Here is a 21,409-nt window from a genome sequence, read left to right on the forward strand (position 1 = left end):
TCCAGGGGACGACGGCCGCACGGCCGTCCCTCCCCGGCTTCGGCTCGCGAAGCTCGGGCTTCGGGCCGGTCCGGCGGGGTGGTGCCCGGTGGCGCTCAGTCGAGCAGGTCCGGCTCGTCGCGGAGGATCTGCGCGAAGAGCGTCTGGAACTGGAGCCAGCCGGCCAGCTCGCCCCCGGACTGCTCGTAGGTGAGCTGGGCGACCTCCGGGCTGATGGGGGTAACGTTCCCGGCCGCCTTCGCGATCATCTGGGCCTGGGCGGCCTTCTCCATCGCGTAGTACCAGAAGACCGCCGAGTCCACGCTCGTACCGACGGTCAGCAGCCCGTGGTTGCGCAGGATGATGGCCTTGTAGTCGCCGAGGGCCGCCGCCAGCCGCTTGCCCTCGTCCAGGTCGTCCACCAGACCGGCGTAACCGTCGAACGTCGCGTGGTCCCCGTAGAACACGCAAGCGTCCTGGGTCAGCGGCTCGATGATCTGGTCGGTGGCCGAGAGAGCCTTGCCGTACATCGAGTGGCAGTGGACCGCCGCGACGCTCTCGGGACGGGCCTTGTGGACGGACGAGTGGATGACGAACGCGGCTTTGGCCACCGGGTACTTGCCCTTGAGAACGTTTCCGTGCTCGTCGACCAGCACCAAGTCGCTCGCCGTGATCTGCCCGAACGGGATCATGAACGGGTTGACCCAGAAGAGGTCCGGGTACTCGGGGTCACGGGCGCTGATGTGGCCCGCCAGACCCTCGTCGTAGCCGAGCCGGGCGAACAGGCGCAGAGATCCGGCGGCGCGCTCCTTGCGGTAGCGGCGCTCCTCCTCGGGGTCCTGGTAGCCCTCAGGGCTCTGCGGAGGGTAGTTCAGCCAGAGCTGGTCCTCCGGAAGCGGCTCCAGTCCTTCGATGGACAGAGACTCCCGTGCGGTCATGAGGTCACCTCCACCTTCTTCTCGGCGGTTTCTTCTTCGCCGCCCTCGGCGGCAGCCGGCTGGGCCGGCACACGCAGACCAGGAACGGCGAGACCCGGAATCGCCTTCACGGCCTCGAAGCCGGCCTCAATGGCCTCCGCGAGGGTCGGCGTGACCTCGTCCTCGAAGCTAATGCGAGTAACCGGGACTTCGGCATTCGTCGGGAGAGTGTCGCTGGCGAGGGATATGTCCGCCTGGCTCTTCTCCTTCAGGGTGACTGCTTCCTGCTCGGTGATTTCCCGATCCAGGATAAGAGAATATCTGTGTCCCACGGTCGGCTGCTCCTCTGATGGGCACGGAAGGGAATCCGGTCAAATCGCTGGCCGAATGGCGGTGAGTCTAGCAGCGCTCCGATCGGCGTCTCAAGGGCCAATCTATGCAAATTCCGGGTAAACTCGCCCGCCGAACTCGGGGGTATGATCCGGCGTCAGCCGCACTAATTCCTGTCCGGGGTCAGCCTTAATATGCCGTACCGCGACGGCGGAACGGCGATGACCTTTATTACGGAATATGAAGCGGATCGGGGAACGGATCGGGGAACGGATCGAGTGGCGCGACGACGTGGTGGGCCGCCGGTGGCGAAGGGCGCGCGATCAGGGCGGGCCCTCCGGTGTCCCGGCCGCCTCGCGGGCCAGCCGCTGCCGGTCGACCTTGCGGTTGGCGTTCAACGGAAACTCCGTCACGTGCCGGAACGCCTTGGGCATCATCCCTTCGGGCAGGTGGGCGGACAGCTCGCGGCGCAGCGTCACCGGGGGGACGCGGTCGCCGGTGTAGTAGACGACGAGTTCGAGCCCGCCCCCGGCGACCTGGCGGGTCACGGTGACCGCGTTGTGCACGCCCGCGCACTGCCGCACGGCGTGATCGATCTCGGCCAGTTCGACGCGGTGGCCCTGGATCTGCACCTGGGCGTCCAGTCGGCCGAGGTACAGCAACTCGCCGTCGTCCAGGCGCCTGACCCGGTCGCCCGTCCGGTACCAGCGGCGGCCGTGCCGCTCCAGGAAGCGGCCCTCGTTGTCCTCGGGGACCAGGTAACCGGCCGTCATCTGCGGCCCGGTGACGCACAGTTCGCCCTCCACCGCCGACTCGCCCTCGCCGTCGATCAGCAGGTGGTCGTGCCCGGGGTGCACAGGACCGATCGGGACCACGCCGTTCACCGCCCGGCTCCTGGACGCCTCCGGAGACCAGCGGTGCCCGGTGATCGTCACGGTCAGCTCGGTCGGCCCGTACAGGTTCTCGATCCGCGATTTCGGCGCGGCGGCCTGCCAGTCGGCGACGTCGTCGCACAGCAGGGCCTCGCCCGCGAAGAAGCTCCAGCGCAGCGTCGGCATCGTCCCCGGCCGCAGGCCCCCGATCCCGCGGATGAACGAGATGTGACTCGGAACGGAGAACCACACGGTCATGCGCCGCTCGGCGATGAACGCGGCCAGCTCCCGGTGCGCCGCGGCGGGGAGCACGTCCACGGCGGCTCCGGCACCCCAGGCACAGAACAGCTCGAACATCGCGCAGTCGAAATTGATGCCGACGTTCTGCGAGAACACATCCCCGGGGCCGAAGTCGTAGCGCCGGTCCAGCAGGTCGAAATAGTGCCTGTTGCCGCCGTGCGTCAGCGGCACGCCCTTGGGGCGGCCGGTCGAACCCGACGTGAACAGGATGTACGCGATGTCGGACGGCCCGACGGCCGCCGGTGCGTCCAGGGCGGCTGCGGACGCGGACGCGGACTCGCCCAGCACGGGCAGGTCCAGCTCGGTCTCCGCGAGCGCCGCCCTGCCGACCGGGTCGGCGACGACCGTGCCGACCCCCGCGGTCGTCAGCATGCGGCGGGTGCGCTCCGCCGGGAAACGGGGGTTGAGCGGCACGACTGCCGCCCCCGCGTACAGCGCCGCCAGAATCCCGACGTACGCGGTCAGGCCCTTGTCCGCCAGCACGGCGACCGCGTGCGGCCCCCGCGGGGCCTGGGCCGTCAGCTCCCCCGCCCGTTGCAGCGCGCGCTCGTGCAGCTCCTCATACGTCAGGCTTTCGGAGCCCACACGGATCGCGGTCTGCCCCGGCGACCGTGCCAGGCCGCGCAGGAACCGCTCGTGCAGCCCGTGTCCGGGGGCGGATGTCTCGGTCATTTCCTTCCTCCGAGGCAGTAAGGGAAGGGTGGGTAGGGGTGCCGACCCGCGGGCCGGAGAGCTTAGGTTGGCCGCGACACCGGCCGTTCGGTGAACATCCGAGGAATCACGGGAGCCCACATGTGGGACGAAACGTTCGAGCAACTACTCCGCAAACACCTCTCCTTGATGGAGGCGGAGGATGAACTCACTGCCGACACGAGCCTGCGCGACTTCGGTCTCGACTCCATGGGAATGGTCGCGCTGATGTCCTCGCTGGAAGAGGCGTACGGCATCCGTTTCGTCGACGACGCCCTCCAGGCGGAGAACTTCGCGACACCCGAGACTCTGTGGAACACCTTGGCCGCCATGCGCTGATCCGATTGCCGATCCGATTGCCGTCCGCGCTACGCGATCACACTGCGTCGGCGCGGACGCATGGCTGTCTCCGGCCGCACCGCCACCACCTCGAAGGCGTCGGTCATGACCGCCACCCGGCCCCACAGCGCGTCCTGACCCGTGACGTGCACCCGCTCGACCCCCAGCCCCTTGAGCGTGTCGACGACCAGGGGCCACCGCACCGGCCGGGTCACCGCGTCGAGCAGCATCGTCCGCACCCCCGCCGCGGTCTCCACCAGCGAGCCGTCGTGGTCGGACACGACGGGGATCGCGGGGTCGGAGAACGCGATATCCGCCACCACCTCCGACTCGATCTCCTCCCGCAGCGCGCCGAACACATCCGAATGCATCGGCGGACGCATGCTGTACAGGGGCAGGCCGCCCGCGGCCCGCAGGCGCTTCTGCAACCACTCCAGTACGCCCTCGCGCACCGACAGCATGTGGAAGTCCCGGTCGACGTGGCAGGCCACGGCGTTCCACTCGCCGCGCGCGTCCAACTCGCCGCGGATCTCGGCAAGCCGGTCCAGCGGGACCCGGGCGAAGGACTGGGTCACGATGTCGCGGTGCTCGCGGGCGAAGTAGGCGTCCGCCCGGCGGCCCCACTCCGCGGTCATGACCACCGCGTCCGCGAACGGCAGCGCCCCGGACCGCACCACCGCGGCCGTTCCGCCGAAGCTGGCACCGGCGCACGCGACCGGCTCCAGACCGTGCTCGGCCACCGCCCACTCGGCCAGCGCCAGGCAGGTCACCAGGAACGAGATCCGGGCCGGCTCGGGAAACGCGCCCTGATCGCCACGGGCCTCGGCCTCCCGGTACCGGTCGATCAGGGAATAGCCGAGCGCCTGGTCCGCCTCCGCCACCAGCCGGCGCGCCACCGGCTGGGCCGTCATGAACCGCGCCGAGTCGGCGAGCTGTGCCGGTCCGATTCCGGGGAAGACGATCGCGGACATATTCTTGCTCTCCCAATTCGTTGCACTCGCCGCGTGCATTCCGGAAGTCCAGCCGGTCGATCCCTACGGCACCACCATTCACGGCCAGTCTTGTTGGCCCCACCTATCGGCATAACCCCTAACGCCCCCTAACCACTAGGGGGGTGGCGGGAGGTTCTTGTGGCGAGCAAAAGCGCCCTGTTAGAAACGGTGCGGTATTCGCCGGGTGGTTTCGAATCGGAAGGGTGGCGCATGAGCTCGAATGGACGGCGTCCGGCGCGTGCGCACGGCTCGATGGACAACCTGCGCACGTATCTGCTGGCCGCCGCCGGGACGGCCCCCGAGCGCCCCGCGGTGATCCAGTCGGCGGGCGGTGCCCTGGAAACGGTCACCTACGGCGAGCTGGAACGCCGCACCGACCGCATCGTCGAGGCCCTGGCCGCGCTCGGGCTCGACGTCGGCGAGCGCGTCATCGTGGAATCCGACACCGACGCCGACGCCGTGGCGACGCTCCTGGCCTGCGCCACGCTGGGGCTGCCGTTCGTGCCGACCAGCCCCGAGGTCCCGGACGAGCGGCTCCTGTCGATCATCGACAGCGCCGAGCCCGCCCTCCACCTCCAGCCCACGGACGGAAAGCGCACCGGCATCCCCGAGACGGTCGGCACGGCCAGGTTCGGCCCCGGCGGCCTCACCGTCGAGCGGCCACCGGCTCCCCGCGCTCCGCGCCGCCGCCGCACGGTGACACCCGTCGACACCGCCTACATCACCTTCACCTCGGGCACGACGGGCCGGCCCAAGGGCGTGGTCATGAGCCACCGCGGGGTCATCGCGTTCCTGCGCGGTGTGCAGGCCGCGGCACTCATCACGGCCGAGGACCGGGTGGCGGGCACCGCGCCGCTCCAGTTCGACTTCGCGCTGTTCGACATCGGTTACGCACTCGGCCACGGCGCCGCCCTGGTGCCCGTGCCGCGCGGCGTGCTCAACTGGCCCCGCCGCTTCCTGACGTTCCTGCGCGACACCGGTGTGACCGAGATCCACGGCGTGCCGTCGCTCTGGCGCCCGGTGCTGCGCCACGAGCACGAACTGCTGGCCGAGCTGGGCAAGGAAGGCGTCCTGCGCCGCGTCGCGTTCTCCGGCGAGAACTTCCCCCTGGACGAGCTGCGCGGCCTCCAGGAACTGCTGCCCGAGGCCGAGTTCTCCAATGCCTACGGCGCCACCGAGTCGATGGCCGCCTCGATCACGACCGTGCCGAACCCGCTGCCGCCCGATGTCGAACGCCTCTCCATCGGCCACGCGGTCGCGGGCGCGGAGATGACGCTCATCGGCCCCGACGGCCGGCCCGTCGAGGAGCCCGGGGTGCTCGGCGAGATCTACCTGCGCACCCCGTCGCTGTTCTCCGGCTACTGGGGCGACCCGGCGGCCACCCGCTCCGTCATCGTCCCCGACCCGGTCGACCCCAGGTCCGGGCAGCTTGTGCTCAAGTCCGGCGACCTGGCGTCCATGGGCCCGGACGGCGAGCTGTACTTCCACGGCCGCGTCGACTCCCAGGTGCAGATCCGCGGCAACCGGGTCGAGCTGGGCGAGGTGGAGCGCCGCATCAGCGCGTTCCCCGGCATCACCGGCGCCGTCGCGATGCTCCTTCCGGACGCGGACGGCGAGCAGCGGCTGTTCGCGTTCGTCACCCACGCCCCGGGCGCCCCCAGGCCGGACGCCAAGGAGGTCGTCGCCTTCTGCCGCGCTGCGCTCCCCGCCTACATGGTGCCGCACGGCCTGCACGTGGTGGACGAGTTCCCGCTGACCGTCAACGGGAAGGTCGACCGCTCCGCCCTGACCGCCCTCGTCGCCGGGTCCTGACCAACCTTCTCCGACGCCGCTCCGCCCTTCACTAGGGAGTACGCCCATGTCCGAGCAGTCCAGGGCCGCGATGCTGGAACTGGTGCTGACGCAGGCCGCCGCCGTGCTGCGCAGCATAGATCCCGACGCCTACCCGGACGGGGCCACCGACGTGGCGGCCGACCGCCCGTTCCTCGCGGTGGGCCTGGACTCGCTCGGCCTGGTGCAGCTGCACCGGCGGCTCGGCGACGAGCTGGGCGTGGACCTGCCCGTCACGGCGGCCTTCGACCACCCCACGCCCGCGGCCCTGGCCCGGCACCTGGTGAACGTGCTGCACGGCACCGCAGGGCCGGACGAGCCGGCCGAGCCCGCCGGTTTCGCCGCGCCGGCCGCCCAGGCGGCGCCGGACGAGCCGATCGCGATCGTCGGGATCGGCTGCCGCTACCCCGGCGGGGTGACCTCGCCCGAGGACCTGTGGCGCATCCTGGCCGACGGCAGCCACGCGATCACCGACTTCCCCGCCGACCGCGGCTGGGACCTCGACCGCCTCTTCGGCCGGGACCCGGCCGCCACCGGCACCACCTACGCCCGCCGCGGCGGATTCCTGCCGGACGCGGCCGACTTCGACGCCGATTTCTTCCAGATCAGCCCCAGGGAAGCCCTGGCCATGGACCCCCAGCAGCGGCTGCTGCTGGAGACCTGCTGGGAAGCCCTCGAACGGGCGGGCATCGACCCGGACCGCCTGCACGGCACCCCGTCCGGCGTGTTCATCGGGGTGGAGCCGCACGAGTACGGGCCCCGCGCGCACGAGGCCCCCGACGGTCTCGACGCCTACGTACTGATGGGCAACCTGCCCAGCGTCCTCTCCGGGCGCGTCGCCTACACCCTCGGCCTCGAAGGGCCCACGCTCACCGTCGACACCGCCTGCTCTGGCTCGCTGACCGCCCTGCACCTGGCGGTACGGTCCCTTCAGCGCGGCGAGTGCGGCCTGGCGCTGGCGGGCGGCGTCACCGTGATCTCCAGCCCGGGAACGTTCACCGCGTTCGCCCAGCAGCGGGGCCTGGCCCCCGACGGACGGGTCAAGGCGTTCGCCGCGGCGGCCGACGGCACCAGCTTCGCCGAGGGCGCGGGCGTGTTCGTCCTGGCCCGCCTGTCGGACGCACTGCGCGACGGCCACCAGGTGCTGGCCGTGGTGCGCGGCTCCGCCATCAACCAGGACGGCGCCAGCAACGGCCTCACCGCGCCCAACGGCCTCGCCCAGCAGCGCGTCATCCGCCAGGCGCTCGCCGACGCCGGCCTCGCCCCCGACGAGGTCGACGCGGTCGACGGGCACGGCACCGGCACCACACTCGGCGACCCCATCGAGGGCCAGGCGGTCCTCGCCGCCTACGGGCGCGGGCGTCCGGCCGAACAGCCCCTGTGGCTGGGCTCGGTGAAGTCCAACATCGGGCACACCGGCGCGGCGGCGGGCGCGGCGGGCGTCATCAAGATGGTGATGGCGATGCGGAACGGCACGCTGCCGCGCACCCTGCACGTGGACGAGCCGACGCCGCACGTCGACTGGTCGCAGGGCACCGTCCGGCTCGTGACCGAACCCGTCCCGTGGGCGGCCGGGGACCGGCCGCGCCGCGCCGGAATCTCCTCCTTCGGGGCGAGCGGCACCAACGCCCACGTCATCATCGAGGAGCCGCCCGCCCTCCCCGCCGCCGCCCCGCCGGACCCCGCGGACGACCGCCCGGTCCCGGTGGTCCTGTCCGCCCGCACGCAGGACGCCCTGCGCGCCCAGGCCGGGCGCCTGCTCGCGACCGCGGCCGACGCCGCGCCGCTCGACCTCGCGTACTCGGCCGCCACCACCCGCGCCGCGCTGCACGAACGCGCCGCCGTCGTCGCAGCCGACCGCGGAGAACTGCACCGCGCCCTGACGGCTCTCGCGGAGGGCGCCACCGCGCCAGGACTGCTCACGGGCACCAAGCAGGCGACGGGCAGGACCGCGTTCCTCTTCACCGGCCAGGGCAGCCAGCGCCCCGGCATGGGCCGCGAACTCGTCGTCAAGTTCCCGGTGTTCGCCGAGGCGCTCCAGGAGGCCGCCGACCACCTCGACCTCCACCTCGAACAACCCCTCGGCGACGTCCTGTTCGCCGAGCCGGGCTCGCCGGCGGCGGAGCTGCTGCACCGCACCCAGTACGCGCAGGCCGCCCTTTTCGCCGTCGAGACCGCGCTGTTCCGGCTCCTCGCCTCCTGGGGCGTCACGCCCGACCTCCTCGCCGGACACTCCATCGGCGAGATCGCCGCCGCGCACGCCGCCGGGGCGATGAGCCTGGCGGACGCGGCGCTGCTGGTCGGCGCGCGCGGCAGGCTGATGGCCGAACTCCCCGCCGGGGGCGCCATGATCGCCGTCCAGGCCGAGGAGGCGGAGGTCGCGGCGCGGCTGACGGGACAGCTGACCGAACGGGTGAGCATCGCCGCCGTCAACGGGCCGTCGGCGGTCGTACTCTCCGGCGAGGCCGACGCCGTCTCGGACCTCGCCGCCCACTTCGCCGGGCAGGGCCGCAAGACACGTCGGCTGCACGTCTCGCACGCGTTCCACTCGCCGCTGATGGACCCGATGCTCGACGAGTTCCGCCGCGTCGCCCAGTCCCTGACCTACGCCCCGCCCCGCATCCCGGTGGTGTCCAACCTGACCGGGGAGCCCGTCACCGCGTTCGACGCCGACTACTGGGTGCGGCACGTGCGCCGACCGGTGCGGTTCGCCGACGGCGTGCGCTGGCTGGAGGCCCAGGGCGCCACCACCTTCCTCGAACTGGGGCCCGACGCCGTCCTGTCGGCGGCCGGACGTGACTGTCTCGCCGCGCCGGACGCCGACATCGCCTTCGCCCCGCTGCTGCGCGACGGGCACGGCGCGGAACGCCAGGCCCTCACCGCGCTCGGCCAGGCGCACGCCCGCGGCGTGGCCGTCGACTGGGAACGCTTCTTCGCCGGACGGGGCGCCCGCCGCATCGACCTGCCCACCTACGCGTTCCAGCGCAAGCGGTACTGGCTGGACGCCGGGACCGCTCCTGGCACCATCGGCCACCCCCTGCTGGACACCGCCGTCAGCCTGGCCGGAGCCGACGGTCTCGTGCTGACGGGCCGGCTGTCCACCCGGTCGCAGCCCTGGCTCGCCGACCACGTCATCGCGGGCACCGTGCTCGTCCCCGGCACCGCGATGGTCGAGCTGGCCGTCCGGGCCGGCGACGAGGCGGGCTGCGGCGTTCTGGACGAGCTGACCCTCCAGGCACCGCTGCCGCTGCCGGCGGACGAGGAGGTGGAGATCCAGGTCGCCGTCGGGCCGCCCGACGCGACAGCCCGCCGTTCCGTGGACATCCACGCGCGCCCGGCGCGCAGCGAGGGGAACTGGACCCGGCACGCGAGCGGCCTGCTCGCCGAGGGCGCCGAGGGCGCCGAGGGCCGGGCCGCCGCCGCGCCCGCCTCCACCGCATGGCCGCCGCCCGGCGCCGAGGCGATCGACGTCGACGACTTCTACGAACGCCAGGCCGCCCAGGGCTACGCCTACGGGCCCGCGTTCCGGCGCGTGCGCGCCGCCTGGCGCCGCGGGGCCGAGGTGTTCGCCGAGGTCGCCACCGACGACGCGGCGGCCGGCCGGTTCGGGCTGCACCCGGCACTGCTCGACGCCTCCCTGCACGCCGTCGAATCGCCCGAGGACGACGGACAGGTACGGCTCCCGTTCGCCTGGCTCGGCGTCGAACTGCACGCCGCCGGCGCCACCGCCGTACGTGCCCACGTCGCCCCGGCCGGCCAGGACGCGGTCTCGATCCACCTGACCGACGCCACCGGGGCGCCGGTCGCGGACGTCCGGTCACTCGTCCAGCGGCCCGTGCCGCTGGACGGCCTGCCGTCGCAGCGGCGGCGGGCGGGGGCGCTGCTGCGCATCGAGTGGACCGGGATACAGGCGCCGCCCGAACCGGACGCCGCGGCCGGAGACTTCGACCTGGTCTTCGTTCCGGCCACTTTCCCCGGCGCCCCCGCCGAGGCCGCGCGGGCCGCGACGCTCCACGTCCTCGAACTGATCCGGAACGCGCTGCGCGACGACACCCGGCCGGCCTTCGTCACGCGCAACGCGGCGGGCGACCTGGCGCTCGCGCCGGTCGAGGCGCTGGTGCGCGCCGCCCAGGCCGAGAACCCCGGCCGCTTCGCCCTCATCGACACCGACCGCGACGTACCGGACAGCGAACTGCGCGCCGCTCTCGCCACCCACGAGCCGCAACTGGCGCTGCGCGACGGCGTGCTGCGCGTGCCGCGCCTGGCCCGCGTGCCCGAGCCGGACGAGCGGAACGAGCCGGACGAGCGGAACGGGCGGGACGAGCCGCGGGCCGCCGCGTGGCACCCGGACGGCACCGTGCTGATCACCGGCGGCACCGGCGGACTCGGCGGCCACCTCGCCCGCCACCTCGTCCGCCGCCACGGCGTGAAACACCTGCTGCTCGCCGGGCGGCGCGGCCCTGACGGACCCGGCGCGGCCGAACTGGCCGCCGAACTCAGGGACCTGGGCGCCGAGGCGACCGTGGCCGCCTGCGACATCGCCGACCGCACCGCCGTGGCCGCGCTGCTGGACTCCGTACCCGAGCGGCACCCGCTGACCGCCATCGTCCACGCCGCCGGCGTCGTCGACGACGGGCTCACCGCCACCCTCACCCCCGAACAGGTGCGCACCGTCTTCCGCGGCAAGGCGGACGGGGCCTGGCACCTGCACGAACTGACCCTCGAACTCCCGCTGGCGGCGTTCGTGCTGTTCTCCTCGGCCGCCGGCACCCTGGGCGCCGCCGGGCAGGGCAACTACGCCGCCGCGAACGCCTTCCTCGACGCGCTCGCCGGACACCGCGCCGCCCACGGCCTCCCGGCGACGTCCCTGGCCTGGAACCTGTGGGCGGGCGACGCCGGAATGGGCGCCCGCCTCGACGAGGTCACCCTCCGCCGCACCGCACGATCCGGCCTGCCCGCCCTGAGCGCCGAGGACAACCTCGCCCTCTTCGACCAGGCCCTCACCACCGACGCGCCCGCACTCCTGCCGCTGCACATCGACGGGCCCGCGCTCCGGGCCCGCCCCGAGGGCGTTCCGCCCCTCCTGCGCGGCCTCGTCCGCGCACCCGCCCGCCGGCACGCCGCCGCGGCCGCGGCCGCGGCCGCGGGGGGCGCCCTGGCCGACCAACTGGCCGGGAAACCCGAGGCCGAACGCGAACGGTTCGTCCTCGACCTGGTCCGCGCCCAGATCGCAGCCGTCCTCGGCCACGACAGCCCCACCGCGGTCGACCCGCGCCGCGCCTTCACCGAGCTGGGCTTCGACTCCCTGGCCGCCGTCGAACTGCGCAACGCGCTCGGCTCCGCCACCGGGCTCCGGCTGACCTCCACCCTGATCTTCGACCACCCGACACCGCAGGCCCTGGCCGAGCACGTCCTCGACAAGGCCCGCGGCGCGGCACCCGCCGCCTCCCGCCCGCCGGCCACCGTGCGGGCCACCGCGGACGAACCCATCGCGATCGTCTCGATGGCCTGCCGCTTCCCCGGCGGGGTGACCACACCGGAAGAACTCTGGCGGCTCGTCGCCGACAGCACCGACGCCATCACCCCCTTCCCCGACAACCGGGGCTGGCCCACCGACGAGATCTACGACCCCGAACCCGGCAAACACGGCACCACATACACCCGCGAAGGCGGCTTCCTGCACGACGCCGCCGACTTCGACCCCACCTTCTTCGGCATCAGCCCGAACGAAGCCCAGATCGTCGACCCGCAGCAGCGCCTCCTCCTGGAAGTCGCCTGGGAGGCCATCGAGCGCGGCGGCATCGACCCGCTGTCCCTGAAGGGCAGCCCCACCGGCGTGTTCGCCGGCATCATGTACCACGACTGGGCGCCCCGTTCCGGCGAAGTCCCCGAAGACCTCGCGGGCTACACCGCCAGCGGCGGCATGGGCAGCGTCGCCTCCGGCCGCGTCTCCTACACCCTGGGACTCGAAGGCCCGGCCGTCACCGTCGACACCGCCTGCTCCTCCTCCCTGGTGGCGCTGCACTGGGCGGCACAGGCACTGCGGCAGGGCGAGTGCAGTCTCGCCCTCGCGGGCGGCGTCACCGTGATGTCCACCCCGGAAACGTTCATCGAGATGAGCCTGGCGCAGGGCCTGGCAGCCGACGGCCGCTGCAAGCCGTACGGCGCCGCCGCCGACGGCACCGGGTGGGCCGAGGGCGCGGGCCTGCTGCTGCTGGAACGGCTCTCCGACGCGCGCCGCGCCGGACATCCCGTGCTCGCCGTGATCCGCGGCTCCGCCATCAACCAGGACGGCGCCTCCAACGGCCTGACCGCGCCCAACGGGCCTTCCCAGCAGCGGGTGATGCGGCAGGCACTGGCCGTCGCCGGACTCACCCCCGCCGACGTCGACGCGGTCGAGGGCCACGGCACCGGCACCACCCTCGGCGACCCGATCGAGGCCCAGGCCCTGATGGCGACGTACGGGCAGGACCGCCCCGACGGCGAGCCGCTGTGGCTCGGGTCGATCAAATCCAACCTCGGGCACACCCAGGCAGCCGCCGGAGTCGCCGGGTTGATCAAAATGGTGATGGCGATGCGCAACGGCGTACTGCCGGCCACGCTGCACGCCGGCACGCCCTCCCCGCACATCGACTGGAGCGAAGGCGCCGTCGAACTGCTCACCGAACCGAGGAAGTGGGCACCCGACGGCCGCCCGCGCCGCGCGGGCGTGTCCTCCTTCGGCGTCAGCGGCACCAACGCCCACGTGATCGTCGAAGAGGCACCGCCCGCCGCCCCGCGGCAACCCCGCGGCGCACGGCCCCCGGCCGTTCCGCTGACCGTGTCCGCGGCGAGCCCCGAGGCCCTGCGGGCCCAGGCGGCACGGATCGCCGCCCACCTGCGCGACCACGACGACGTGGACGCACTCGACGCCGCCGCCTCACTCGTCCGGGGCCGCGCCGCCCTCCAGCACCGCGCCGTGGTCGTGCACACCGACCGGGCCGACCTGCTCACCGGACTCGACGCCCTGGCCGCCGGGGACACGCTCGCCTCCGTCATCGCGGGCGAGGCCCGCGGCGACACCCGCGCCGTGTTCGTCTTCCCAGGACAGGGCTCCCAGTGGCCGGGCATGGGCGTGGACCTGCTGGAACACTCGCCCGCCTTCGCGACGCGCCTCGGCGAATGCGCCAAGGCCCTCGAACCGTGGGTCGAATGGGACCTGCTCGACGTCCTGCGCGGCACGCCCGGCGCACCGCCCCTGGACTCCGACGACACCGTGCAGCCGGCGCTGTGGGCGGTGAACGTCTCCCTGGCCGAAGCCTGGCGTGCCGCCGGCATCGAACCGGCCGCCGTCGTCGGCCACTCCCAGGGCGAAATGGCCGCCGCCTGCGTAGTCGGCGCCCTCTCCCTGGCGGACGGCGCGCGCGTCGTCGCCCGCCGCGGCCAGATCGTCCGACAGGAACTGCGGGGCCGCGGCGGCATGCTGTCGGTCGCCCTGTCCGCCGAGCGCGCCGAGGAACACCTGGCCGACTGGGGCGGCCGCCTCCAGCTCGGCGCCGTCAACGGCCCCCGTTCCGTCGTCGCCTGCGGTGACCTGGACGCCCTCGCCGAGCTGCGGGCCCGGCTGGACGCCGAGGGCGTCCAGACCCGCCGCGTCCCCATCGACTACGCCTCCCACTCCGCCATCGTGGAGGACATCCGCGACCGGCTGCTCACCGAACTGGCCGGACTGACACCGCAGACGTCGTCCGTCCCGTTCTACTCCACCGTCACCGCGGGGCAGCTGGACACCGCCGGCCTCGACGCCGAGTACTGGTACACCAACCTGCGGCGCACCGTCCGGTTCGAGGAGACCACGCGCGCGCTGCTGGCCGACGGCTTCGGGATCTTCGTCGAGACCAGCCCGCATCCCGGCATGCTCATCGGCATCGGCGAGACCGCGGAACAGGCCGGGGTGCCCGCCGCGCTCGTCGGCACACTGCGCCGCAACAGCGGCGGCCCGCGCGACTACCTCACCTCGCTGGCCGAGGCGTACGTGCGCGGTGCGGCCGTCGACTGGCAGACCTTCTTCGCCGGAACCGGGGCGGACCACGTCGACCTGCCCACCTACCCCTTCCAGCGCCAGTCGTACTGGCTACGGGTCCCCGCACGCACCGGCGACGCCTCCGACGTGGGCCAGGTCGCCACCGGCCACCCGCTGCTCGGCGCGGCCGTGCCGGTCGCGGGCGACGGCGGCGTGCTGCTCACCGGACGCCTGTCCGCCGCCGCCCAGCCGTGGCTCGCCGACCACGTCATCGCCGGCACCGCCGTGCTCCCCGGCGCCGGTCTCGTGGAACTGGCCGTCCGCGCCGGCGACGAGGTCGGCAGGGGACGCGTGGCGGAGCTGACCCTGGAAGCGCCCCTCGCCCTTCCCGAACGCGGCGGCGTCGCCGTCCAGGTCGTCGTCGGCCCCGACCTGCGCACCGTCACCATCCACTCGCGGCCCGAGGACGCCCCCGTCGACGGCGCCTGGACCCGGCATGCCCACGGCACCCTCGCCGACGCCCGCCCCGAACCTGCCCCCGCGCCCTGGCTGCCGCCCGGCGCCGAACCCATCGACCTCACCGGCTTCTACGAACGGGCCCCAGGAGACGGCAGCCTGACCTACGGGCCGGCGTTCCAGGGCATGCGCGCCGCCTGGCGCTCCGGTGACGACGACGTATTCGCCGAGATCGTGCTCCCCGAGCCCACCGCCGCAGAAGCCCCGCGGTACGGGCTCCACCCGGCGGCGCTCGACGCGGCACTGCACGCCACCGCGCTGCTCGGCACCGACGCCGAGCAGGTCACCCTCCCGTTCGCCTGGACGGGCATCGACCTGCACGCCTCCGGCGCCGCCGCGCTCAGGCTGCGGATGACCCGCCTGGGAGACGGCGAAGTCGCGCTGCGCCTCACCGACACCGACGGACGCCCCGTCGCGTCCGTCGAATCGCTCGTCCTGCGCCCGGCGGCCCCCGGCCTGCCGGCTCCCACCGCGGCGTCCCACCAGTCGCTGTTCGAGCTCCGCTGGACGCCCGCCCAGCAGGACGGCCAGGCCCCGGAAACGGTCGTCCACCGCTGCGCTGGCGGCCACACCGCCCAGGCCGTGCACGCCGAGACGGCCGCGGCACTGAACGCCGTCCAGTCCTGGCTGGCGGCGGACAGGACCGACGGAGCCAAACTGGCCGTCGCCACCCGTGGCGCCGTGTCCGTGAACGGCGAGGACATCACCGACCTCGCCGGGGCCGCCGTATGGGGGCTGGTCCGCAGCGCACAGACGGAAAACCCCGGCCAGATCGTCCTCATCGACCTGGACCCCGCCGAAGCGGGCGCGGAAACCGACGAGGAACGCCTCGCCCAGGCCATGGCGACCACCGAGCCGCAAATCGCGATCCGCTCCGGCACCGCCCACCGGGCGCGCATCGCCCGCGTGGCCGGGGCCAGGACCGGCGCCCCCGCCACCGTCTTCGGCGGCCGGCCGGGCACCGTGCTGATCACCGGCGGCACCGGCGCACTCGGCGGCCTGGTCGCCCGGCACCTGGTCACCACCCACCAGGTCACCGACCTGCTGCTCACCAGCCGCCGCGGCCCCGCTGCCGCCAAAGCCGCCGCGCTGGCCGGCGAACTGGCCGGACTCGGCGCCCGCATCGAGGTCATCTCCTGCGACGCCGCCGACCGCGACGCGCTGGCCGACGCGCTGGCAGGCCGCACCCTCGCCGGAGTCGTGCACACCGCCGGCGTCCTCGACGACGGGATCGTCTCCTCCCTGACCCCGGAGAAGACCGCGGCCGTGCTGCGCCCCAAGGTCGATGCCGCGCTGAACCTCCACGAACTCACCGCGGACCAGGAGCTGACGGCGTTCGTACTGTTCTCCTCCGCCGCCGGTGTCACCGGGGGCGCGGGACAGGCCAACTACGCCGCGGCCAACACGTTCCTGGACGGACTCGCCGCGCACCGGCGGGCCCGCGGGCTTCCCGCCCAGTCGCTGGCCTGGGGGCTGTGGGAGGAGAGCAGCGGCATGACCGGCGTGCTCGACGCCGCCGCCCTGTCAGGCATGCAGCGCGACGGCGCCGTGCCCCTGCCCACCGGCGAGGCCCTGGAACTGCTGGACACCGCCGGAACGCTCGACCTGCCGCTCGTGGTGCCCGTCCGCATCGACCTCACCGGGAAGCGCCGCGACGACGTGCCCCACCTGATGCGCGACCTGGTGATGCGCGGCCCGGCCCGCCGCAGCGTCGAAGCCGCCGCGCCCGCCACCGAATCCGCCGACAGCCTGCGTGACCGGCTGACCCGCCTCAAGCCGGCCCGCCGCGAACAGGTGCTGCTCGACATCGTCCGCACCCAGGCCGCCGCCACCCTCGGATACGCCGGTCCCGCCGAAGTCGACGCCGAACGCTCCTTCCGCGACATGGGCTTCGACTCCCTCGCCGCCGTGCGGCTGCGCAACAGCCTCGGCGAGGCCGTCGGCGAACGCCTCCCCGCGACCCTGGTCTTCGACCATCCGAGCGCGTCCGCCCTCGCGCGGTACCTCCTGGAGGAGCTCGGACTCGGCGAGCCGAAGCCGGCCGAAGAGGACGAGGACACCCGCGGGAACGAGGACTTCGAAAGCCGCGAGGCAGAGATCCAGAGCATGAGCCTGGCCGACCTCCTTCGCGCGGCGCAACGATCAGGAGACCCGACATGACCCAGCTGCTCGATGGCACCGACGAGCGTGTCTATCCCCTCGACAAGGAACTGCTGCACCAGGTGCTGACCCCTTACCGGGGCAAACGGTGTGAATACCTCACCTCGGCGACCGTCACCCACCAGGGCGACCCGCGCGACGGCGGACGGCTCACCGCCGCCTGCACCTTCCACATCCCCGAGTCCTGCTACATCGACGACACCGGGCACTTCAACGCCGTCGAGTTCAACATCTGCTACAACCAGATGGCCTACTACATCATGGCCAAAATGGTGAAGGAGTCGCTCGTCGAGCCGTTCTCCCACTGGTCACTGGAGCAGTTCTGGACCCGGCAGCTCGCGGACGTCTACATCACCGACTTCAGAAGCACCTTCCGCAAGGCCATGCACGGCAGCCACTTCCGCGGAGAGATCGACATCGTCGACGTGGCCGAATGGGACGCCAACGACCTGCGTGACGCCCTCATCATCATGCGCACCCGGTGCCGCTTCTGGGATGAGCACGGCGGAACGAGCAGCGGCGAGGTAACCGCCGCCGTCACCAACCCGCCCGCGAACTGACGCGGCTCGGCCTCGCGAAGGAAGCGACCATGAGCAACGCAGAACGGCCGGCCCAGCGGCCCCGGCTCCCCGACGGAGCCCAGCAGGTCGACATCGAAAATCTCTACGGCCGCCTCGCGGAGCACGGCCTGGAGTACGGCCCCGCTTTCCGCGGCCTGCGCGCCGTGTGGTCGCACGGCGACGAGGTCTACGCCGACGCCGCTCTCGACGACACCACCAGCAGCGGCGACGGCTACCTCCTCCACCCCGCCCTGTTCGACGCCGCGCTCCAGGCCGCGCTCGTGCCGGACCTCGGCAGCGAGGAAGGCACCTTCCTGCCGTTCGTGCTGCGGGGGGTGCGCGTCCACAAGGCGGGCGCCCGCTCCGTCCGCGTCCACACCGCTCCCGCGGACGGCGGAGTCACCCTCGCGCTCACCGGCGACGACGGCGAACCCGTCGCCACGGTCGGCACCGTCCTCAGGCGCTCCGTCACCGCCGGGCAACTCGACGCCGCCACCCAGCGCCCACGGCTGCTCCGCCCCGTCTGGAAAACCGTCCCACCGCCCCCGGCCTCCCAGGACCAGCAGCGCTGGGCGTTCCTCGGCACCGACCACATCGGCTTCACCGGCGCACTGAAGTCAAGCGGCCACGCGTTCGACTCCTACCCGTCGCTGCCGTCCCTCGACTCCGCCCTCACCGGCGGCACCCCCGCGCCCGACGTGGTCGCCGTCGCCTGCACCGACGCGGACTCGCCCGTGCGCTCCGCGGCACAGCGCGCCCTCATGCTCGTCCAGGAATGGCTGGCCGACGAACGCCTGAACAAGACCCGCCTCGTCCTCCTCACCAGCGGCGCCGTCGCCACCCGCCCCCAGGAAGACCTGCCCGACCTGCCCGGCGCGGCCGTGTGGGGACTCCTGCGCAGCGCCCAGTCCGAACACCCCGGCCGCTTCGCACTCGTCGACATCGACGACCCGGAGGAATCCGGCCGCGCCCTCACCGCCGCCATCGCCTCCGGCGAACCCCAACTCGCCGTCCGCCGGGGCGTACTCCACCGGCCACGCCTCGTCCGCCGCCCACCGCCCCGGCGCGCCGCCCTGACCGGCACCGTCCTCGTCACCGGCGGGACCGGAGCACTCGGCCGCCTCATCGCCCGGCACCTGGTCACCCGGCACGACGTCACCCACCTCGTGCTGCTCAGCCGCCGCGGCCCCCAGGCACCAGGCGCCACCGAACTGAACGCCGAACTCACCGCACTCGGCGCCCGCGTCGACATCATCGCCTGCGACGCCACCGACCGCACCTCCCTGGAACACGCCCTCGGGACCGTCCCCGCCCCGTCCGCCGTCATCCACACCGCCGGTCTGGTGTCCGACGCCACCGCCGTCACCCTGACACCCCGCAAACTCGACCAGGTCCTCGGCCCCAAGGTCGACGCCGCACTCCACCTCCACGACCTGATCAAGGACCCCGCCTGCGCGTTCGTCCTGTTCTCGTCCATCGCCGGGCTGACCGGCAACCGCGGACAGGGCAACTACGCCGCCGCCAACGCCGCCCTCGACGCACTCGCCCACCACCGCCGCGCCCTCGGCCTGCGCGGCACCTCCCTCGCCTGGGGCCTGTGGGAGGACGGCATGGGCTCCGGCCTGTCCGCCACCGAACTCGTCCGCATCAAGAACTCCGGCTTCGCCCCGCTCCTGCCCGACCAGGGCCTTGCCCTCTTCGACGCGGCACTCGCGGCCGACGAGGCGCTCCTCGCCCCCGTCCGGCTGAACGAGTCGGCCCTCAGCACCGACGTTCCGCCCATCCTCGCCGACCTCCTGTCCGCCCCCGCCGGCAAGTCCGCCGCGAGCGAATCGCTGCGCAGTCGCCTCGCCGCCCTCCCGGAGGGCGAACGCGACCGGGCCGCCCTGGAGTTCGTCCTCGCCACGGTCGCCGATGTCCTCGGCTTCGACGGCCCGGAGGAGGTGGTCGCCGACCGCGAGTTCAGCACCGTCGGCCTGGACTCCCTCGGCAACCTCGAACTCAGCCGACGCCTGTCCTCCGCGACCGGCATACGGCTACCCGTGACCCTCGCCTTTGACCACCCGACTCCCGCAGACCTGGCCTCCCGGCTGCGGCAACTCCTCCGGGAGAACGAAAAATGAACGTACTTGTCGTCGGCGGTGGCGTCATCGGCCTGGCCGCCGCCTGGCGCGCCCAGCGCTCAGGGCTCACCGTCACCGTGATCGACCCGGAGCCGGCGAGCAAGGCTTCCCACGCCTCGGCGGGCATGCTCCCGGGCGGCAGCGCGCAGCTCTACGGCCAGCCGGATCTGCTGAGCCTGTGCGTGGACTCCCGCAACCTCATCCCGTCCTTCGTCGCCGAACTGGAAGAGTTCGCCCCCGCCGGCTACCGGCGCGACGGCGTACTGGACGCCGCGTTCGACGAGGACGCCTTCCAGGCTCTCGCCCGCCAGCAGTCCCTCCAGGAGTCGGTGGGCGTCCGCACCGAACGCCTCACCCCCGAGGAATGCCACAAACTCCAGCCGGCCTTCGCTCCCGTCCTCGGCGGCCTGCTGTCGCCCGACGACGGCTCCGTCGACCCGCGGACCTTCACCGCGGCGCTGTCGACGGCCTTCCAGGCCCTGGGCGGCACCCTCGTCCGCCAACGCGTCACCCGCATCACGGACCACCAGGTCACCCTCGGCAACGGCGACACCGCCGCCTTCGACCGCCTCGTCCTGGCCGCCGGCTGCTGGACGCACCGGATCGAAGGTCCGCCGCCCGGCGCCATCCCCGAAATCCGTCCCGTCCGCGGCCAGATCGTCCGCCTCCACTCCGATACGCCGCTCCTCAACCTGACCGCCCGCGCCAACATCAGGGGGACGTCCCTCTACCTGGTGCCCCGCCTGGACGGCGAACTGGCCATCGGCGGCACGTACGAGGACGGCGGCTACGACGAGGCCCCCACCGCCGAAGGCACCCGCGAACTCCTCACCCGCGCCGCCGAGGTCATCCCCGGCGTCGGCGCCCTCCGCTTCAGCGAGATCAGTGTGGGGCTCCGCCCCGGCTCGCCCGACGGCCTCCCCCTCATCGGCGCCACTGCCGTCCCGGACGTCTACCTGGCCTCAGGCCACTACCGCATGGGCGTCCAACTCGCCCCGATCACGGCGCAGATCATCACCGCCCTCCTGACCGACACCACCCCGCCCGCCTCCGCGGCGCCGTTCAGCCCCCGCCGCCTCGGCTGAGGAACGGACCCCCACCGAAGCCCGGACGGCGGGCTCAGCGATGACCGTACTCGCTGAGCCCGCCGGTCCGGGCTTCTGGCCGTGTGGGTCAGGAGACCGCCACGGAGACGCTGCCGAGCGTCCCGGTGACGTTCTCGGTCCAGGAGTGGTCCTCCTCCGCACGTGACCTGATCGTGAGGGAACGGCTTCCGTTCGCCTCCTCGGCCCCGACGATCATCTGCAACAGAGCGCCCTTCTGAGAGCTGAAGGTGATGGGGGCGTTCAGCACGAGTTCGGCTATCTCCTCGGCGCCTGCCGTCGCAGCCGCGTGCAGGGCCAGCTCGATGAAAGCGGTGCCCGGGAGGATCACGGTCCCCATCACGACATGATCGCTGAGCCAGGGGTGCTCGGCCAGCGTCACGCGGCCCGTGAACAGGTGGCTGCCGTCCGGTAGTTCGGTGGCCGTGGCCAGCAAGGGATGGGCAGCGGACTCCAGACCGAGGCCGGACGGGGACCCGACGGGCGCAGCGGTCTCGAACCAGTAGCGGCGACGCTGGAAAGCGTAGGTCGGAAGATCGACGCCCCGGGCTCCGAGTCGCGCGAAGAACCCCTCCCAGCCCACCGGGGCACCACCCGCGTGTGCCCGGGCCAGCCCGTCCACCAGGCTGGTCGGCTCGTCACGGTTGGCAGCGAGCAGCCCCACGGCGTGCGCGTCCGTCTCGGACAGTGCCTCGC

Annotated in this window: 11 protein-coding genes; 6 read left to right on the plus strand and 5 right to left on the minus strand. The window is 73.1% G+C overall.

What is annotated here, in order from left to right; translation table 11 throughout:
- Window positions 1-95: 95 nt before the first annotated feature.
- From STBA_RS28085 to STBA_RS28095, 3 genes are all read right to left on the minus strand, one after another.
- Window positions 96-917 (minus strand): class II aldolase/adducin family protein, encoded by an 822-nt coding sequence (locus tag STBA_RS28085; RefSeq protein WP_077061873.1) that lies wholly within the window; start codon window positions 915-917, stop codon window positions 96-98.
- Window positions 914-1,228: a hypothetical protein gene (locus STBA_RS28090; RefSeq protein WP_077061874.1), complete on the minus strand. Its 315-nt coding sequence runs from the start codon at window positions 1,226-1,228 to the stop codon at window positions 914-916. The genes STBA_RS28085 and STBA_RS28090 overlap by 4 nt, the downstream gene beginning before the upstream one ends.
- A 321-nt stretch (window positions 1,229-1,549) precedes the next feature.
- Complete coding sequence (locus tag STBA_RS28095) at window positions 1,550-3,070, minus strand: amino acid adenylation domain-containing protein (protein WP_077061875.1); 1,521 nt, start codon at window positions 3,068-3,070, stop codon at window positions 1,550-1,552.
- 120 nt (window positions 3,071-3,190) lie between these two features.
- On the opposite strand from STBA_RS28095, the gene STBA_RS28100 reads away from it, so the two are divergent.
- Complete coding sequence (locus STBA_RS28100; protein ID WP_077061876.1) at window positions 3,191-3,427, plus strand: acyl carrier protein; 237 nt, start codon at window positions 3,191-3,193, stop codon at window positions 3,425-3,427.
- 29 nt (window positions 3,428-3,456) lie between these two features.
- Here the strand turns inward: STBA_RS28100 and STBA_RS28105 are convergent, their stop codons facing one another.
- Window positions 3,457-4,398: an ACP S-malonyltransferase gene (locus STBA_RS28105; RefSeq protein WP_171987800.1), complete on the minus strand. Its 942-nt coding sequence runs from the start codon at window positions 4,396-4,398 to the stop codon at window positions 3,457-3,459.
- Window positions 4,399-4,629: 231 nt separating this feature from the next.
- Here STBA_RS28105 and STBA_RS28110 point away from each other — a divergent pair, with 231 nt between their 5' ends.
- From STBA_RS28110 to thiO, 5 genes are read left to right on the plus strand one after another with little or no spacing between them, the layout of a single operon-like run.
- The gene (locus STBA_RS28110) at window positions 4,630-6,231 is read left to right on the plus strand and encodes an AMP-binding protein (RefSeq protein ID WP_077061877.1); all 1,602 of its coding nucleotides are present in this window, start codon (window positions 4,630-4,632) and stop codon (window positions 6,229-6,231) included.
- Between the two features lie 46 nt (window positions 6,232-6,277).
- Window positions 6,278-16,927: a type I polyketide synthase gene (locus STBA_RS28115; RefSeq protein WP_077061878.1), complete on the plus strand. Its 10,650-nt coding sequence runs from the start codon at window positions 6,278-6,280 to the stop codon at window positions 16,925-16,927.
- Complete coding sequence (locus tag STBA_RS28120) at window positions 16,924-17,487, plus strand: FcoT family thioesterase (protein ID WP_077061879.1); 564 nt, start codon at window positions 16,924-16,926, stop codon at window positions 17,485-17,487. The genes STBA_RS28115 and STBA_RS28120 overlap by 4 nt, the downstream gene beginning before the upstream one ends.
- Before the next feature lie 29 nt (window positions 17,488-17,516).
- A complete protein-coding gene (locus STBA_RS28125; protein ID WP_077061880.1) occupies window positions 17,517-19,610 on the plus strand; it encodes a type I polyketide synthase in 2,094 nt (697 codons plus the stop codon).
- Window positions 19,607-20,695 (plus strand): glycine oxidase ThiO, encoded by a 1,089-nt coding sequence (gene thiO / locus STBA_RS28130; protein ID WP_077061881.1) that lies wholly within the window; start codon window positions 19,607-19,609, stop codon window positions 20,693-20,695. The genes STBA_RS28125 and thiO overlap by 4 nt, the downstream gene beginning before the upstream one ends.
- A gap of 88 nt (window positions 20,696-20,783) precedes the next feature.
- Here the strand turns inward: thiO and STBA_RS28135 are convergent.
- On the minus strand, window positions 20,784-21,409 hold a 626-nt coding region (locus STBA_RS28135), incomplete at its 5' end, for a polyketide synthase dehydratase domain-containing protein (RefSeq protein ID WP_171987801.1).

This window comes from Streptomyces sp. MP131-18 (genome assembly GCF_001984575.1).
In the GTDB taxonomy this organism is placed as follows: domain Bacteria; phylum Actinomycetota; class Actinomycetes; order Streptomycetales; family Streptomycetaceae; genus Streptomyces; species Streptomyces johnsoniae.

Excerpts from the sequence above, each read along its gene's own strand:
- STBA_RS28085 (WP_077061873.1), bottom strand. The coding sequence starts at position 917 with ATGACCGCACGGGAGTCTCTGTCCATCGAAGGACTGGAGCCGCTTCCG.
- STBA_RS28095 (WP_077061875.1), bottom strand. The coding sequence starts at position 3,070 with ATGACCGAGACATCCGCCCCCGGACACGGGCTGCACGAGCGGTTCCTG.
- STBA_RS28100 (WP_077061876.1), top strand. The coding sequence starts at position 3,191 with ATGTGGGACGAAACGTTCGAGCAACTACTCCGCAAACACCTCTCCTTG.
- STBA_RS28105 (WP_171987800.1), bottom strand. The coding sequence starts at position 4,398 with ATGTCCGCGATCGTCTTCCCCGGAATCGGACCGGCACAGCTCGCCGAC.
- STBA_RS28110 (WP_077061877.1), top strand. The coding sequence starts at position 4,630 with ATGAGCTCGAATGGACGGCGTCCGGCGCGTGCGCACGGCTCGATGGAC.
- STBA_RS28115 (WP_077061878.1), top strand. The coding sequence starts at position 6,278 with ATGTCCGAGCAGTCCAGGGCCGCGATGCTGGAACTGGTGCTGACGCAG.
- STBA_RS28120 (WP_077061879.1), top strand. The coding sequence starts at position 16,924 with ATGACCCAGCTGCTCGATGGCACCGACGAGCGTGTCTATCCCCTCGAC.
- STBA_RS28125 (WP_077061880.1), top strand. The coding sequence starts at position 17,517 with ATGAGCAACGCAGAACGGCCGGCCCAGCGGCCCCGGCTCCCCGACGGA.
- thiO (WP_077061881.1), top strand. The coding sequence starts at position 19,607 with ATGAACGTACTTGTCGTCGGCGGTGGCGTCATCGGCCTGGCCGCCGCC.